The 16,852-nt window shown below is 61.9% G+C and carries 14 protein-coding genes; all 14 read left to right on the forward strand.

The features are described 5' to 3' along the window. The first annotated feature begins 81 nt into the window (after positions 1-81). The 14 genes from aroC to pyrF all read left to right on the forward strand — a co-directional run bounded on the left by aroC (position 82) and on the right by pyrF (position 16,736). Positions 82-1,299 (forward strand): chorismate synthase, encoded by a 1,218-nt coding sequence (gene aroC, locus RWZ58_RS03610; protein ID WP_070678302.1) that lies wholly within the window; start codon positions 82-84, stop codon positions 1,297-1,299. Then, on the forward strand, positions 1,299-2,786 hold the full coding sequence (locus RWZ58_RS03615; protein ID WP_314657477.1) for a shikimate kinase: 1,488 nt from the start codon (positions 1,299-1,301) through the stop codon (positions 2,784-2,786). The genes aroC and RWZ58_RS03615 overlap by 1 nt, the downstream gene beginning before the upstream one ends. Positions 2,787-2,811: 25 nt before the next feature. Beyond that, positions 2,812-3,939 (forward strand): 3-dehydroquinate synthase, encoded by a 1,128-nt coding sequence (gene aroB, locus RWZ58_RS03620; protein ID WP_070629805.1) that lies wholly within the window; start codon positions 2,812-2,814, stop codon positions 3,937-3,939. 226 nt (positions 3,940-4,165) lie between these two features. Then, positions 4,166-4,729: an elongation factor P gene (gene efp, locus RWZ58_RS03625; protein ID WP_005505932.1), complete on the forward strand. Its 564-nt coding sequence runs from the start codon at positions 4,166-4,168 to the stop codon at positions 4,727-4,729. Then, on the forward strand, positions 4,729-5,139 hold the full coding sequence (gene nusB, locus RWZ58_RS03630; protein ID WP_303940727.1) for a transcription antitermination factor NusB: 411 nt from the start codon (positions 4,729-4,731) through the stop codon (positions 5,137-5,139). Before efp ends, nusB begins: the two co-directional genes overlap by 1 nt. Before the next feature lie 516 nt (positions 5,140-5,655). Next, positions 5,656-6,357 carry a methyl coenzyme M reductase subunit gamma gene (locus RWZ58_RS03635; protein ID WP_314657482.1) on the forward strand — a complete coding sequence of 234 codons (702 nt, stop codon included), beginning with the start codon at positions 5,656-5,658 and terminating at the stop codon, positions 6,355-6,357. 142 nt (positions 6,358-6,499) lie between these two features. Further along, the gene (locus tag RWZ58_RS03640; RefSeq protein ID WP_314657484.1) at positions 6,500-7,201 is read left to right on the forward strand and encodes a methyl coenzyme M reductase subunit gamma; all 702 of its coding nucleotides are present in this window, start codon (positions 6,500-6,502) and stop codon (positions 7,199-7,201) included. Between the two features lie 242 nt (positions 7,202-7,443). Further along, complete coding sequence (gene pyrR / locus RWZ58_RS03645) at positions 7,444-8,112, forward strand: bifunctional pyr operon transcriptional regulator/uracil phosphoribosyltransferase PyrR (protein ID WP_314657486.1); 669 nt, start codon at positions 7,444-7,446, stop codon at positions 8,110-8,112. Continuing rightward, a complete protein-coding gene (locus RWZ58_RS03650; protein ID WP_314657488.1) occupies positions 8,109-9,110 on the forward strand; it encodes an aspartate carbamoyltransferase catalytic subunit in 1,002 nt (333 codons plus the stop codon). The genes pyrR and RWZ58_RS03650 overlap by 4 nt, the downstream gene beginning before the upstream one ends. A gap of 30 nt (positions 9,111-9,140) precedes the next feature. Next, the gene (locus tag RWZ58_RS03655) at positions 9,141-10,442 is read left to right on the forward strand and encodes a dihydroorotase (protein WP_314657490.1); all 1,302 of its coding nucleotides are present in this window, start codon (positions 9,141-9,143) and stop codon (positions 10,440-10,442) included. A gap of 218 nt (positions 10,443-10,660) precedes the next feature. Next, positions 10,661-11,200 (forward strand): hypothetical protein, encoded by a 540-nt coding sequence (locus RWZ58_RS03660; RefSeq protein ID WP_005508722.1) that lies wholly within the window; start codon positions 10,661-10,663, stop codon positions 11,198-11,200. Positions 11,201-11,370: 170 nt separating this feature from the next. Next, on the forward strand, positions 11,371-12,558 hold the full coding sequence (gene carA / locus RWZ58_RS03665) for a glutamine-hydrolyzing carbamoyl-phosphate synthase small subunit (RefSeq protein WP_049358368.1): 1,188 nt from the start codon (positions 11,371-11,373) through the stop codon (positions 12,556-12,558). Next, the gene (gene carB / locus RWZ58_RS03670) at positions 12,559-15,879 is read left to right on the forward strand and encodes a carbamoyl-phosphate synthase large subunit (protein WP_314657493.1); all 3,321 of its coding nucleotides are present in this window, start codon (positions 12,559-12,561) and stop codon (positions 15,877-15,879) included. It begins immediately after the preceding gene. Next, positions 15,879-16,736 carry an orotidine-5'-phosphate decarboxylase gene (pyrF, locus tag RWZ58_RS03675; protein ID WP_311468109.1) on the forward strand — a complete coding sequence of 286 codons (858 nt, stop codon included), beginning with the start codon at positions 15,879-15,881 and terminating at the stop codon, positions 16,734-16,736. The genes carB and pyrF overlap by 1 nt, the downstream gene beginning before the upstream one ends. Positions 16,737-16,852: the final 116 nt, after the last annotated feature.

The raw sequence follows: 16,852 nt of genomic DNA on the forward strand, positions 1-16,852 counted from the left end.
TATACACTATTTATACACGTGAAGAATTATTATTCCTTCTTCCTGCGCTTCGGTGCGGGTGCGATGAAAAGAGGTTAACCTATGGCCCTGCGTTGGCTCACTGCCGGAGAATCCCACGGCGAGGCGCTCGTCGGCATTATTGAGGGCGTACCCGCCGGTGTGGAACTCACCAGCGACATGGTGCGTGACGCCCTGGCTCGCCGCCGACTCGGCTACGGCCGCGGTGCCCGCATGAAGTTCGAGGAGGACCGCGTGCGCATCCTGGGCGGTGTGCGCCACGGCCTGACTCAGGGCGGCCCGGTCGCGATTGAGATTGCAAACACCGAGTGGCCCAAGTGGACTGACGTGATGAGCTCTGATCCGGTGGATCCGAAGCTGATTGAGGGTCGCGCACGTAATGCGGCGCTGACTCGTCCGCGCCCCGGTCACGCTGACTTTACCGGCATGCAGAAGTACAACTTCTCTGAGGCTCGCCCGGTGCTGGAGCGCGCTTCCGCGCGTGAGACTGCGACTCGCGTGGCTCTTGGCGTGGTTGCCGCCCAGATTTTGAAGGCTCTGGGTGTTGAGCTGGTTTCTCACACCGTGGCTGTGGGTGGCGTGCACGCTCCCGAGGGCGCCCCGGTGCCTTCGCCCCGCAACGTTGACCAGCTGGACGCTGACCCGCTGCGCTGCTTCGACAAGGCAACCTCCGACGCGATGGTTCAGCGCGTGGACGAGGCTCACAAAGACGGCGAGACTCTCGGCGGCGTGGTTGAGGTGCTTGCGTACGGTATGCCTCCCGGACTGGGTTCGTACGTGCACTGGGACCGCCGCCTGGACGCGCGCCTTGCCGCAGCACTGATGGGTATTCAGGCGATTAAGGGCGTTGAGGTTGGCGACGGTTTCGCGACCGCTGACCGCCCGGGCACTGCCGCTCACGACGAGATTTCCATTGGTGAGCACGGCGTTACCCGCGATACCAACCGCGCAGGTGGTATTGAGGGCGGCATGAGCATTGGCGACCTGCTGCGTGTGCGTGCGGCAATGAAGCCCATTGCGACCGTGCCGAAGGCTCTGAAGACCATTGATACTTCCACCGGTGAAGAGGCTCGCGCCCACCACCAGCGTTCGGACGTGTGTGCTGTTCCCGCCGCCGGCGTGGTGGCGGAGGCCATGGTCGCCCTGGTGCTCGCTGAGGCTGCACTGGAGAAGTTTGGCGGCGACTCGATTGGTGAGACTCGCCGCAACATGGATTCCTACCTGGACGCCATTCCGGCGTCTCTGGCGTGGGAGTCTAACGTGGCTGGTTGGGACGCGTAGTGCCCCTTCCGGTTGAGCCTGCGGGCGTTCACCCCGTCGCGTCGAGCCCCCTTGCGCGTATTGCTGCGGCTGCGCAGCGTGCGCGAGGGGGCGCTTCGCCGCGCCCGGAATCCGGTGTATCGGAGTCCGGTGCCGCGGTGGAGGCCGAGCAGGCTGTATCCGCTGAGGTTACTGCGCGTGAGGCGGGCGCTTCTGGTTCTTCTGCAGCTTCTGAGGCAGGCTCCAAGGCTGCCGCTTCGGTTTCTGCTGCCCGCGCGGCGTCTCGCGTGCCGACCCCGGCTGACCTGATGCGTTCGGGTGTTCGCCCCCTGCCCGCCGCTGCCGCGAGCACGCAGGGTGTGCGCCTGTACGCCTCCTCGGTTTCTGAGGATGCCGACCCGGCGCTGGGCCTGGACGAGGACCTGCGCCTGAAGCTGCTCAGCGCCCTGCAGGGCATGGGCACCGCTCAGGAAGAACCCCGCGAGGAGTCCGTGAAGGCGGAGGCTCCCAAGCCTGCCGCGCCCAAGCCTGTTGCGCCGAAGTCCGCGGCACCCAATCTCACTGCCCCCAAGCCGGCGCCTCCGAAACCTGTAGCACCGAAGCAGGCTCAGCCTGTTGAAGCAACGGGGGAGAACGTTGCTGTTTCTGCGCCTGTGCCCGCGGCTGAACCCGCCAAGCCGGTCCGTCCGACCCCGGCGCTGTTCGGCAAGGTTCAGGTTGCCGCGCCCGCAGCACCCGCCGCAGAACAGCCTGCAGAGAACCCGGCGGGGGAGAAGCCCCTCGACGCGTCCGAGCTGACCGCAACTCCCGCTGATTCTGCAGTATCCGTCGAAGCTTCCGCACCGGCTGAATTTGTCGCGCCCGCAGAAACCCCCGCAGACGCGCTCGCAGAAGACGAGTCCGCCTGCGGCGCTCGCATCCACCCGCAGCAGGTGCGTGAAATGCACGAAAACTTCGCGGAACGTTCCCGCCCCATCGTGCTCATTGGCCCCATGGCGGCAGGTAAGACCTACATTGGTACGCACCTGGCGCGTTTCTACGGCTACGAGTTCCTCGACGCTGACCAGCTGATTGTGGAACGCTACGGCGAAGTCTCAGAAATCTTCGAGATCTTCGGTGAGGCGCACTTCCGCGAGCTCGAACGCAAAACCATCGAAGAGGTCCTTACTTCGCCCGTGTACCGCAACACGGTGTTTTCCCTGGGCGGTGGCGCGCCCATGACCGACTCGGTCGCGGAGCTGCTCAAGGACGAATGCGTGGTGTACATCCTCGTTGATGCCGAGACAGTCACCCCGCGCATTACCGGCAACAAGACCCGCCCGCTGCTGCAACCGAACCCGGTAGAGCGGTGGACCGACATTTTTGAGCGCCGCCGCAGCCGCTACGAGGAGCTGGCTCACTTCACCCTGGACGCACGAGGCGGCCGCCCCATCACCGAGATGACCGCCGAAATCCAGGCGTACGTGACCGCAACCCGCGCCTCCCGCGCGCAGCGCCCCCAAGCTTAACCCCTCACCTGTGAAAGGACACATGATGAGCACTCAGCCCACCCCCACTTTCGGTGCCTCCGGCGCGGAAGATATTACCCGCATCCCGGTGACCGGCAGCTCCCCGCGTGAGAACTATGAGGTTCTCATCGGCCACAATCTGCTCGGTAAGATTCCCGAAATTCTGGGCAACCGCACCAAGAAGGTGCTCGTGATTCACCCGCGTGCCCTGCGTTCCACCGGTGAGCTCGTCATGGAAGACCTGCGCGCCATGGGCTACGAGTCGTTCAGCGCCGAAATCCCGGACGCCGAGGAAGCCAAGCACTACCAGGTGGCGGCGTTCTGCTGGCAGGTGCTCGGTCAGAACGACTTCACCCGCACCGACGCGATCATCTCTGTGGGCGGCGGCGCTATTACCGACGTTGCCGGATTCGTTGCGGCAACCTGGCTGCGCGGCGTGCGCGTCATCCACATTCCGACCACCCTGCTCGGCATGGTGGACGCCGCCGTGGGCGGTAAGACCGGCATCAACACCGCCGAGGGTAAGAACCTGGTCGGCGCGTTCTGGCCGCCCGCCGCAGTGCTCTGTGAGATTGGCACCCTGCGCACCCTGCCCGAGCACGAGCTGCTGACCGGCATGGGTGAGGTCGTTAAGTGCGGCTTCATCGCCGATCCCGAAATTCTTGACCTGATTGAGGCAAACCCGGACGCTGTGCGCGACTCGCAGTCCGCCGTGATGCGCGAGCTCATTGAGCGCAGTGTGCGCGTGAAGGCTGAGGTTGTCTCCGAGGACCTGCGCGAGTCCGGCCGCCGCGAAATCCTGAACTACGGCCACACCCTCGCCCACGCCATCGAGCGCAACGAACGCTACCAGTGGCGTCACGGCGCGGCAGTGTCCGTCGGCATGGTCTACGCCGCCGAACTGGCGCTGGCAACCGGCCACGCCGACGAAGAGCTCGTGGCACGCACCCGCCGCATCCTCGAATCCCTGGGCCTGCCCACCTCCTACAAGGCAGACGCATGGCCCCAGCTGCTTGAAGCAATGCGCCGCGACAAGAAGGCACGCGGTAACCTGCTGCGCTTCATCATTCTGGATGGTCTGGCCCGCCCGCGCGTCTACGAGGTGCCGGACGATTCGATTCTGTACATGACCTACCAGGAGATTACTGAGTAGGTGGTGAGTCCCGTACATTCACCGGAAGCACACGCCACGCGACCGCCAGCATATGGCAGTCAGCGCGCGGCAGCCGGGCGGGGTGTCGCAGATTCTGTGGCGCCCCTGCTAGGCAAATTCGTGCGCATCCTGTAGAATGTACGGGACATATTTTTGCTCATTGAAAACTTAGCGCCGCGCCGGGTACCACTACGGCGTGGGCGTCGATGACACGAAGGAGAGCCCCATGGCATCCACTACCGATATTAAGAACGGCGCCGTCCTGAAGATTGACGGCAACCTCTGGTCCGTCGTTGAGTTCCAGCACGTTAAGCCCGGTAAGGGTGGCGCGTTCGTCCGCACCAAGCTGCGCAACGTTACCTCCGGCAAGGTCGTCGACCGCACCTTCAACGCTGGCGCTAAGATCGAAACCGCAACCGTTGACCGCTCCGACTACCAGTACCTGTACCAGGACGGCGACGACTACGTCTTCATGGACATGAAGACCTACGACCAGATCAACGTTCCCGCAACCGTTGTCGGCGACGCAGCAAACTACATGCTCGAGTCCCAGACCGCAACCATCGCAATGCACGAGGGTAGCCCCCTGTACATCGAGCTGCCCGCATCCGTGGTCCTCGAAATCACCTACACCGAGCCCGGCCTGCAGGGTGACCGCTCCACCGGCGGCACCAAGCCCGCAACCGTTGAGACCGGCTACGAGATCCAGGTTCCCCTGTTCCTGGAGACCGGTACCAAGGTCAAGGTTGACACCCGCACCGGTGAGTACCTCGGTCGCGTGAACGACTAATGAATTCGCGTACTAAAGCCCGATTGCGCGCCCTCGAAGTGCTCTTCGAGGCGGATCAGCGCAACGAAGATTATATTGAGGTACTCCGCCGCCGCCGACTGTACACGGTTGCGCAGATTTCTGCTTACTCTGAGGAAATCATTCGTGGCGTTCGCGACCACGACGAAGAGATCCGCGAGTTTGTTGAGACTTACGCCCGTGACTGGTCCTTCGAGCGTATGCCCGCCGTGGACCGTGCCGTGCTGCGTATTGGCACTTGGGAACTTCTGTACAACGACGATGTTCCGGATGCTGTCGCAATTTCTGAGGCTGTCGGTCTGGCGCGTGTGCTGTCCACGAATGAATCTCCGAAGTTCGTGAACGGTCTGCTGGATAAGCTCCGTCAGGTGAAGCCGACCCTGCTCGCGTAAGACGTCCCACCGCGGCCTGACCGCTAGCCCGCAGCTGGTTGGTTTGCTGCCGTTGAGGATGCGCCCGCAGGGGAGCGTACGTGAAACCCCCGCCGTACTGTAGTTCGCTACAGGACGGCGGGGGTTTTCTGTGTCTAGGTTGCGTTTGGTTGGTGCAGTTCTGCGTGGGGTTCCGTATTGGGTGCGGATGTGCTCGCAGGGTTTGTTAGCAACAGTCGAGGCTTCACCGGACAACGCGGGCGGGGGAGTGCCCCCTCTGCGGCGCTGAGCGCCTTGAGGACGGAGCCCCCGCCCTGCGTGTCCGGTATGCGCCTCTATGCATACCTCAGATATGCCCTTGTCTGCACCTATATGAACGGAACATTGCCAAAATGGACAAATAGCGAGCCAGGGTGTGTGCTCCGTGGGTATATGTTAGGGTAATGGCATCAACCGATAACATTCCGCTGAATTCCACACGTTGTTGCGTGGATAATTCTGCGGTTTACACAACCACACACCAGAAAAGAACCAACAATGATGTTTAACCGTAGTTCTATTGCCGCGCTCTCTGCGGCGATGATGCTCACCCTGTCCGCTTGTTCCGGCGGCGCGCAGGTCAGCGCAGAATCGAGCGCTTCCACTTCCGCGAACGCTGAATCGGCAAGCGCCGAGGCTTCCGCAACTCCCACTGCTTCGCCCACCCCGACCGGCCCGTCTGGCTCCGAGATTGTGCTGGTTCGCCCGAGCGTGGACACCAATAATGATTCGAAGGAAGCTGAAAACGCGGCGCTTGTCGCAGCGTACGCCGTATTGGACCAGCATCTACGTGTTAAGAACGCCTGGTTGCATGGAGATGTGGAACATACCAGCGATGAGGAGCTACTTCAGTACGTAGATAAGGGTATTTTCGAAAGCGTTAAAAAGCAGGCAGAGTCTATGCATGAGCTCTCAGTATCCTCCCCTGTGGAAGGCGATATTATCTTCCGTGATGTTCGCCTTCCCTCTATCTACAATTTGGAGCACTCTGACGGTTCTAAGCCTTCGGAGCCTAACGCGGGTATAGCCGTCACCTTCTGCGAAGATACTAGAAATGTTCGTCTGTCTGACGGGTCTAGGCTGAACGTTAGCCAAACACGGAGGATTTTTATTGTTCGACGTGATGACGGGGCATATGTTCTTGGCAATATCGATATTGACCACAAAGGTTGCGACTATGAGGAAGACGAAGTCGTCTAGCCTCCGCACCTGATGTAATGGGACGCATACCGGGCACGCGAGGAGGCTACCTCTGCTAGTGTTGCTCGATATGCGCCTCCAACAGTCACCATTTCCATAGCCGTCTTTATCGGCACAACCACACACCAGAAAAGAACCAACAATGATGTTTAGTCGTACCACGCGTGCTTCTATTGCCGTGCTCTCTGCGGCAATGCTCCTGACCCTGTCTGCATGTTCCGGCGGCGCGCAGGTCAAGGCAGAATCGAATGCATCCACTTCCGCGAGCGCTGAAGCTTCCGCAACTCCTACCCCTACTCCTTCGCCTACCCCGACCGGTTCTGAGGTCGTTGAAATCCGTGCCGCCGTTGACACCACCGTTGACTCCGAAGAAGCGCGAAAAGCTGCAGGAGAAGCAGGTAAGCAAGTGCTAGCTCAGGACGTGCGTCTTCGAAATGCCTGGATGCAGGGGGATCTGGAGCATACCAGTGAAGAGGACCTCGCTAAGTTTTTGGAACCGAAGGGTGTTAAAAGCACCCTGGCTGGTTTTGCTGACTTACGTGAAACACTTCAGGAAGGACCGTTTGGCGGGCAGATTGAAATTCGCGATGTAGAAGTAGTCGAAGTATCTGCCTCAACGGACCAAAATGGGCAGAGCACCCCTAACGCCGTTGTTCGTGTGCAGTATTGCGAAGACTGGGGAAGCCTTCGCTGGCCCAATGGTGAACCTGTTGTTGATGGTTCTCCCTCATCGCCTGCAGCAGAGGAATTGCGTGAGAACACTATGATTCGTCGACCAGACGGTGTGTTTGTGATTCAGAGCGGACGCAAAGCCCAAGGTGACTGCAAGCCCTCGCAGCACTAACGCTTTCAGAAATGGGAAGGTAATTGAAGAGCATCTGAGTGTGCTTCAACTACCTTCCCACTTCTATTTTTGGCCTCATGCTATAGACGTGCTTCTGATATCCCCGCAGCCCTCTCACTGTGAGGGGTCGCCTCAGCGTGGGCGGACTCTCGCCGAACCTGAACGTAGCCTGTGAACTGTGGTACCCTACTAGAAGCACAAAACCTTTAAATCCGTCCCGTGAGGCGGGGAAGGAGACGGCTATGCCTGGGTCAACTGTACCCACATCCGGCGCGAATCAGGGGCGAAATCTAACCGCAGCCCCCCATTCGGCAACCCCTCAAAGCACCTCCGAGGACGCGACCACCGTCGGCCGCACCATCCTCAGCGAGGACGAAATCCGCCGCGCCCTCACCCGCATCGCCTACGAAATCATCGAAACCAATAAAGGCGTAGAAAACCTCGTACTCATCGGCATCCGCTCCCGCGGCGTGCCCCTTGCCGTACGACTCGCAGCCCGCATCCAAGCCATCGAGCCGAACTTCAACGCAGAAACACGAATCGGCGCCCTGGACATCACCGCCTACCGCGACGACCAGCGAACCGGCGGCACCACCTCCCCAGAAAACGCGGGGGAAAGCATCATGCCCACCATCGGCATTGAAGGTAAAACCGTAGTTCTCGTTGACGACGTCCTCTACTCCGGCCGCACCGTACGCGCCGCCCTCGACGCACTCAACGCCCACGGACGACCCGCCCTCGTACGCCTGGCAGTCCTCGTAGACCGCGGACACCGGCAACTACCCATCCGCGCCGATCACGTGGGCAAAAACCTGCCCACCAGCGCCAGCGAAACCGTGCGCGTCGTACTGACTGAAACCGACAACGCAACAGACCGAGTTGACATTATCCAGCTGGGAGGGCTCTCATGAAGCATCTGCTCGACACCCGCGAACTAACCCGCGAAGAAGCCATCGAAATCCTCGACGTCGCCGACTACATGGCGCAGGTCAAGGCCGAAAACCGCACCCTGAACGTGCTCAACGGCAAGACCGTCGTCAACCTCTTCTTCGAGGACTCCACCCGCACCCGCCTCTCCTTCGAAGCAGCGGAGAAGCGCCTGGGTGCGGCGGTCACCAACTTCTCCGCTTCCGGCTCCTCCCTGTCTAAGGGCGAGTCGCTCAAGGACACCGCGCAGACCCTCAAGGCAATCGGCGCGGATGCGTTCGTGATTCGCCACTCCGCATCCGGTGCACCGCAGCGCCTGGCGGAGGCTGGCTGGACCGACATTCCCGTGCTCAACGCGGGCGACGGCACCCACGCGCACCCCACCCAGGCGTTGCTCGACGCCGTGTCCCTGCGCCAGTACAAGGCAGAACGCGACGGCCTGGACAGCCCCCGCGGCACCGACCTGTCCGGCATGCGCGTGCTCATCGTCGGCGACATCCTGCACTCGCGCGTGGCGCGCTCCAACCTTTGGCTGCTGCACACCCTCGGCGCGCAGGTCGTCTTCGTCGCACCGCCGACCCTGCTGCCGCTGAACACCGCCTCCTGGGTTGAAGAGGCCGGCGTGGAAATCTTCCACGACTTCGACGAAGCTATCGCCACCAAGCCCGACGCCGTGATGCTGCTGCGTATCCAGAAGGAACGCATGAACGCCGCGTACTTCCCCTCCGCAGAGGAGTACACCGAGCTGTGGGGTCTGACCGCTGAACGCTTCGCAACCCTGCAGGCGCAGCCGCAGCCGGTCGCAATCCTGCACCCGGGCCCCATGAACCGCGGCCTGGAAATCTGCACCGAAGCCGCCGACGCCACCAACTCCTGGGTCCTGCGCCAGGTCAGCAACGGCGTGGCGCTGCGCATGGCGGTGCTCTACCTGCTTCTGACTGACGGCTCCAGCGCCAAGCTCTACGCCGGCGACGAATCCTAAACGACCTTCCTAACGAGAGGAACCAACACCATGAGCAAGTACCTGATCAAGGGCGCAAGCCTCTACGGCGAAAAGGTCGCCGACATCCTCATCGAGGACGGCGTGATTAGCCGCATCGCAGAGAACATTGACGCCGCAGACGCACAGGTCGTCGAGGCGGCAGGCCAGGTGGCACTGCCCGGCCTGGTCGACATCCACACCCACCTGCGTCAGCCCGGCTATGAGGCATCCGAAACCGTTGAGACCGGCACCCGCGCGGCAGCCCTGGGCGGCTACACCGCAGTGTTCGCCATGGCAAACTCCCTGCCCGTGGCAGACACCGCCGCAGTGGTTGAGCAGGTTGACCGCCTCGGCAAGGAATCCGCATGGTGCCGCGTGCAGCCCATCGGCGCTGTGACCGTGGGTCTGAAGGGCGAGCGCCTCTCCGACATCGGCGGCATGGCGAACTCCACCGCGAACGTGCGCGTGTTCTCCGACGACGGCATGTGCGTGTACGACCCCGCCGTGATGCGCCGCGCTCTCGAATATGTCAAGACCTTCGACGGCGTTATTGCGCAGCACGCGCAGGAGCCGCGCCTGACCGAGGGCGCCCAGATGAACGAGGGTAAGGTGTCCGCTGACCTGGGTCTTGCCGGCTGGCCCGCCGTCGCTGAAGAGGCAATTATCGCCCGCGACGTGTTGCTGGCTGAGCACCTGGACTCCAAGCTGCACATCTGCCACCTGTCCACTAAGGGCTCCATTGAGGTTGTGCGCTGGGCTAAGTCCCGCGGCGTGAAGGTGACCGCGGAGGCAACCCCGCACCACCTGCTGCTTACCGACGAGACCGCACGCACCTACGACCCGGTGTTCAAGGTGAACCCGCCGCTGCGCACCGAAGAGGACGTCATGGCGCTACGCCAGGCAGTCGCCGACGGCATCATCGACGTAATCGGTACCGACCACGCACCGCACCCGGCAGAGACCAAGGAATGCGAGTGGGCGTGCGCCGCGAACGGCATGACCGGCCTGGAGCAGGCACTGTCCATCATCCAGATGACCCTGGTTGACACCGGCATGATTACCTGGCGCGATGTGGCTCGTATCCTCTCCGAGCAGCCCGCGAAGATTGGTCGCCTGGACCACGAGCAGGGTCGCCCGCTTGCCGAAGGCGAACCGGCAAACATTGTGCTGGTCGACCCGAAGGCAACCCGCGTCATCAAGCCGGAGGAGCAGGCAACCAAGGGTAAGAACAACCCCTACCGCGACATGGAGGTGCCCGGCTCGATTCGTGCAACCTTCTACGCTGGCCACCCGACCGTGCTGAACGGCGAGCTGGCAACCCCGCGCAAGTAACCCGAGCACGTAAGTTCGCGCAGGTTTAGTTCGCACCGCTGAGTTTGCGCGACTGGCCCGCGAGGCGAACCGCGTAGTGACCGTGCCTGGCGGTGGTGGGTTTTGCGCCTGCCACCGCCTCGCCGGGAGGTTCAACCGCGCCGGGAGCACCGCCCTCCAACCCCATCAACCCAGGCCGAGAGAATCGACCGAGACCCCAACCGAAAGAGAGAACCTTCGTGGGAAAGTTCCTGACCGCCGTCATCTGCATCGCCCTGGTCGCCCTGTGCATCTACGGCATGTGGCACGGATGGCGCTCACGCCTGGCACGCCAGGCGAACATGTTCGGCTCCCTCAAGGAAGTTCCCGAACGCTACGAGGGCATGACCGCTGACGCCGCTTTCGAAGGCGAGTACGTCAGCACCACCATTTTCGGTAACTGGCTGGACCGCGTGGGTTTCGATTCGCTCGGCTTCAAGAGCAAGTCCACCCTGCTGATTTACCCGGACAGCATCATCTTCACCCGTAACGGCGCGAAGGACCTGTGGATTCCGGCGAAGAAGCTTGCGGTCATCACCACTGACCGCGGTATGGCGGGCAAGGTTGTGGAGAAGAACGGCCTGGTCGTGATTGGTTGGACCCTGGACGGTCACCGCGTGCAGACCGGCTTCCGCACCCGCTACGCCGAGGACAAGCAGGCGGTACTGCGAGAGCTGCGCCGCATCGCCCCGAATGCGGTGGATGCACCCGAAAAGTGGGCGGCAGAACCGGAAGCCTAACCGGTATCGGGCACAGCCCGGACCAACATCCCCGGCGCACCCGCACACCCATAGATTTAGTCCCACGGCAGGCGAACAACCCGCCGAAGGCATCGTAGACTACCCCGGAACCTGCACGGTAGAGGCCGTACAGGAAGCGGGGGAGAACACCAGAGAAAAGGAAGAAGAGCATGACTGACATGACACGATCCGGCGCCCTGCGTACGGACCGCGCGCTGCTCGTCCTGGAGGACGGCACCGTCTACCGCGGCTACGGCTACGGCGCAACCGGCGCGTCCCTGGGCGAGGCGGTTTTCTCGACCGGCATGACCGGCTACCAGGAAACCCTGACCGACCCCTCCTACGCGGGTCAGATTGTGGTTCAGACCGCTCCGCATATTGGCAACACCGGCGTGAACAAGACCGACGCTGAGTCCCGCAAGATTTGGGTTGCCGGCTACGTGGTTCGCGACGCTGCACGCGTGGCATCTAACTGGCGTTCTGAGCGCACCCTCGACGAAGAGCTCATCGAGCAGGGCATCATCGGTATTCAGGGCATTGACACTCGCGCCCTGACCCGCCGCCTGCGTTCGAGCGGTTCGATGCGTGCGGGCGTGTTCTCCGGTGAGCACGCAGAACGCCCCGAGGCTGAGCTGCTGGAGGAGGTGCGCGCCTCCGAGCCGATGGCTGGCCGTAAGCTCGCTGACTCCGTTTCGGTTGACACCGCCTACACTGTTGAGCCGCACCAGTTCAACTGGTTCGCACCCCCGGTCGCGACCATTGTCGCCCTGGACCTGGGCATTAAGTCGATGACCCCGCAGCGTTTCGCTGAGCGTGGCGTGCGTGTGCACGTGCTGCCCGCAAGCGCAACCCTCGAGGACATCTACTCCCACAACCCCGACGGCGTGTTCTTCTCCAACGGCCCCGGTGACCCGGCAACCGCTGACGAGCAGGTTGAGCTGCTGCAGGGTGTGCTGCGTAAGGGCACCCCGTTCTTCGGCATCTGCTTCGGTAACCAGCTGCTCGGCCGCGCCCTGGGCTTCGGCACCTACAAGCTGCCCTTCGGTCACCGCGGCATCAACCAGCCGGTCATGGACAAGACCACCGGTAAGGTTGAGATCACCGCGCAGAACCACGGCTTCGCTGTGGACGCGCCGATTGGTGACTACGTGACCGCACCGAACGCCGAGTTCGGTCAGGTTATGGTCTCCCACGTGGGTCTGAATGACAACGTGGTTGAGGGCCTGACCTGTAAGGACATCCCCGCGTTCTCCGTGCAGTACCACCCCGAGGCTGCTGCGGGCCCGCACGATTCCGCCTACCTCTTTGACCGTTTCATCGACCTGATGGTCGCAACCAAGACTGCAAAGGAAGCATAAATGCCTCGTCGTACTGACCTTAATAGCGTCCTCGTCATCGGTTCCGGCCCCATCGTCATCGGTCAGGCTGCGGAATTTGACTACTCCGGTACTCAGGCGCTGCGCGTGCTGAAGGAGGAGGGCGTGCGCGTCATCCTCGTGAACTCGAACCCGGCAACTATCATGACCGACCCCGAGTTCGCGGACGCCACCTACATTGAGCCCATCACCCCCGAGGTGATTGAGAAGATCATCGAGAAGGAAAAGCCGGACGCAATCCTGCCGACCCTGGGTGGTCAGACCGCACTGAACGCGGCCATCTCCCTGGATGAGCGCGGCGTGCTCGCCAAGTACAATGTTGAGCTCATTGGCGCGAACATTGAGGCGATTAACCTCGGTGAGGACCGTGAAGCATTCAAGGGCGTGGTAGAGCGCGCCGGCGGCGAGTCTGCACGCTCGGTGATTGTTCACTCCATGCCGGAGGCACTGGAAGCCGCTAAGGAGCTGGGCTACCCGATGGTGGTCCGCCCCTCCTTCACCATGGGTGGTCTCGGCTCGGGTATGGCGTACAACGAGGAAGACCTCTACCGTATTGCCGGCGCCGGTATTCAGTACTCGCCGACCAGCGAGGTCCTGCTGGAGGAGTCCATCCTCGGCTGGAAGGAATACGAGCTGGAGATGATGCGTGACACCAACGACAATGTCGTGGTTGTCTGCTCCATCGAGAACTTCGACCCCGTGGGCGTGCACACCGGTGACTCTATCACCGTGGCACCCGCGCTGACCCTGACTGACCGTGAGTTCCAGAAGCTGCGCGACATCGCGATTAACGTGATTCGTGAGGTTGGCGTGGACACCGGTGGTTGTAACATCCAGTTCGCGATTGACCCGAAGACCGGCCGCATCATCGTCATTGAGATGAACCCGCGCGTGTCCCGTTCTTCGGCGCTCGCGTCGAAGGCTACCGGCTTCCCGATTGCGAAGATTGCGACCAAGCTGTCGCTGGGTTACACCCTGGATGAGATTCCGAACGATATCACCCAGAAGACCCCGGCGTCCTTCGAGCCGACCCTGGACTACGTGGTCGTGAAGGTTCCTCGCTTTGCGTTTGAGAAGTTCCCGGCTGCTGACCCGACTCTGACCACCACCATGAAGAGTGTTGGCGAGGCTATGGCTCTGGGCCGTAACTTCACTGAGGCTCTGCAGAAGGCGATGCGTTCGCTGGAGCAGAAGGGTGCGTCCTTCTCGTTCAAGCCGCTGTCCCTGTCTGAGGCTGAGCTAGCTGAGCTGATTGAGAAGACTAAGGTTCCGACCACTCAGCGTATCTACCAGGTTCAGCAGGCTCTGCTGGCTGGTGCTACCGTGGAGCAGCTGCACGAGGCTACCAAGATTGACCCGTGGTTCCTGGATCAGCTGGTGCTGCTGAATGAGGTGGCCGGCGTGGTTCACGCTAAGCGTGACCACCTTGACCCGGAGACCCTGAAGCTGGCTAAGCGTCACGGTTTCTCTGATGCTCAGATTGCCGAGATTATCGGCTCCTCCGAGGACGTTGTGCGCGGTGTTCGCCACGCTCTGGGTATCCGCCCGGTCTTCAAGACTGTTGACACCTGCGCTGCTGAGTTTGAGGCGTTCACTCCGTACCACTACTCCTCCTACGACCTGGAGGATGAGGTTGCGCACCACGAGAAGCCCTCGATCATGATTCTGGGTTCGGGCCCGAACCGTATCGGTCAGGGTATTGAGTTTGACTACTCGTGTGTGCACGCTTCGCTGGTGCTGCGTTCGCTGGGTTACGAGACCGTCATGGTCAACTGCAACCCCGAGACCGTTTCGACTGACTACGATATTTCGACTCGCCTGTACTTCGAGCCGCTGACCCTTGAGGATGTGCTGGAGATTGTTGAGTCGGAGCGTCGTACCGGCGGCCTCATGGGCGTGTTCGTGCAGCTGGGCGGCCAGACTCCGCTGAAGCTGGCTCGTGCCCTGAAGGATGCGGGCGTGCCGATTCTGGGCACCACCCCCGAGGCTATTGACCTGGCTGAGGACCGCGGCGAGTTCGCTCGCGTGCTGGAGGAGGGCGGCCTGATTTCGCCCAAGAACGGTACCGCGTTCACTTTCGAGGGTGCTAAGCGCATCGCTGACGAGATTGGTTACCCGGTTCTGGTTCGCCCCTCGTACGTGCTGGGCGGCCGCGGCATGGAGATTGTCTACGACGAGGCTAACCTGGCTCGCTACCTGGAGAACGCTACCGAGGTTTCGCCCTCGCAGCCGGCTCTGATTGATAAGTTCCTTGAGGACGCTATCGAGATTGACGTTGACGCCCTGTTCGACGGCGAGGAGCTGTACCTGGGCGGCGTCATGGAGCACATTGAGGAAGCCGGTATTCACTCGGGTGACTCTTCCTGTACTCTGCCTCCGATTACTCTCGGCCCGGACATCATCGCGAAGGTGAAGGAGGCTACCGAGAAGATTGCTCGCGGCACCGGCGTGCGCGGCCTGATTAACATTCAGTTCGCGTACGTGTCGGAGAACCTGTACGTGATTGAGGCTAACCCGCGTGCGTCCCGTACTGTTCCGTTCGTGTCGAAGGCTACCGGCGTGCAGATGGCTAAGGCTGCTGTGCTGATTGGTCTGGGTAAGACCATTGCTGAGTTGAAGGCTGAGGGTTACCTGCCGTCGAAGATGGATGGTGCGTCCCTGCCGCAGGAGACTGCGATTGCTGTGAAGGCTGCGGTTCTGCCGTTCGCTCGTTTCCGCACCCCGGAGGGTGTTGTGGTGGATTCGCTGCTGAGCCCGGAGATGCGTTCGACCGGTGAGGTTATGGGTCTGGACAAGCACTTCGACACCGCGTTTGCGAAGGCTCAGGCTGGCGCTGGTTCGCCGCTGCCGACCTCCGGTAAGGTGTTCATTTCGGTGGCTAACCACGATAAGCGTAACGTCATTATTTACGCGAAGATGCTGGAGTCCCTGGGCTTCGAGATTGTTTCGACCGGTGGTACCGCTGAGATTCTGCGCCGTAACGGCCTGAACTCGGTGATTGTGGCGTCGAAGTTCGCTGAGGCGAATGGCGACCACTCGATTGTGGACATGGTCCGCAACGGTGACATTGACCTGATTCTGAACACCCCTGCCGGTGGTGCTGCTCGTAGCGATGGTTACGAGATTCGTGCCGCTGCGGTTTCGGTGGGCTGCCCGGTCATGACCACCATTTCTGAGTTCGCTGCGGCTGTTCAGGCGATTAATGCTCTGCGCGAGCACAGCTGGGACATTATGAGCCTGCAGGAGCATGACGTTCAGCTGGCTGCCGCTGTGGATGCTCGTTCTGAGGGTGGCGAGGCGTAATGTCCGCTGCTTTTGGTGATCGTCTGGCGAAGGCGATGGCGGAGCGCGGCCCGCTGTGCGTGGGTATTGACCCGCACCCGAACCTGCTGGAGCAGTGGGGTCTTGAGGATTCCGCTGAGGGTCTGGCTGCCTTCACCGAGGCAGTGTACGAGGGTTGCGCCCCGTTTGCGGCGGCGTTGAAGCCTCAGGTGGCGCTGTTTGAGCGTCACGGCTCTGCCGGTCTTGCCGTGCTGGAGGCGCTGTTCGCCCGCGCTGCCGCTGATGGTGTGCTGATTGTTGCTGACGCGAAGCGCGGCGACATCGGCTCGACCATGAAGGCGTACGCGGATGCGTGGCTCGGCTCCTCCTCGCCGCTGGGTACCGATTCGGTGACCCTGAGCCCGTACCTGGGTTTTGAGTCGCTGCGTCCGGCGCTGGATTTGGCTGATCAGAATGACCGCGGCACTTTCGTGCTGGCGCTGACCTCGAACCCCGAGGGTAAGAGCGTTCAGCACGTGGGCGCCTCGGAATCCGAGGGCGCTGTGGCTAAGCGCATTATCGCTGCGGCTACCGCCGAGAATGCTTCCCGTCAGTGGGAGCAGATGGGCCCGTGCGGTCTGGTGGTTGGCGCGACCGTTGGTCAGGCGCTGGTTGATTTGGGTATTGACCTGAGCGTGTTCAACGGCCCGATTCTGTCGCCCGGTTACGGTGCGCAGGGCGCTTCGGCGGCTGACCTGTACCGCGTGTTTGCGGGCGTTGAGTCGCAGGTGCTGGTGAATTCCAGCCGTGGCGTGCTGGCTGCCGGTCCCTCGGTTGAGGGTCTGGCGAAGGCTGCGCAGGCGGCTCGTGATGACCTGTTGGCGGCTCGCGGCGCATAGTTCGCGTGTTGCGTGAGGGGCGTGTGCTCCGGGTGGATTCTGTTGAGAGTCTGCTCGGGGTGCGCGCCCCTTTTGCGTACCCGGTTTTCGGTATCCAGTTTCCGGTACCCGATTTC

It is taken from the genome of uncultured Rothia sp., assembly GCF_963544205.1.
Taxonomy (GTDB): Bacteria; Actinomycetota; Actinomycetes; order Actinomycetales; family Micrococcaceae; genus Rothia.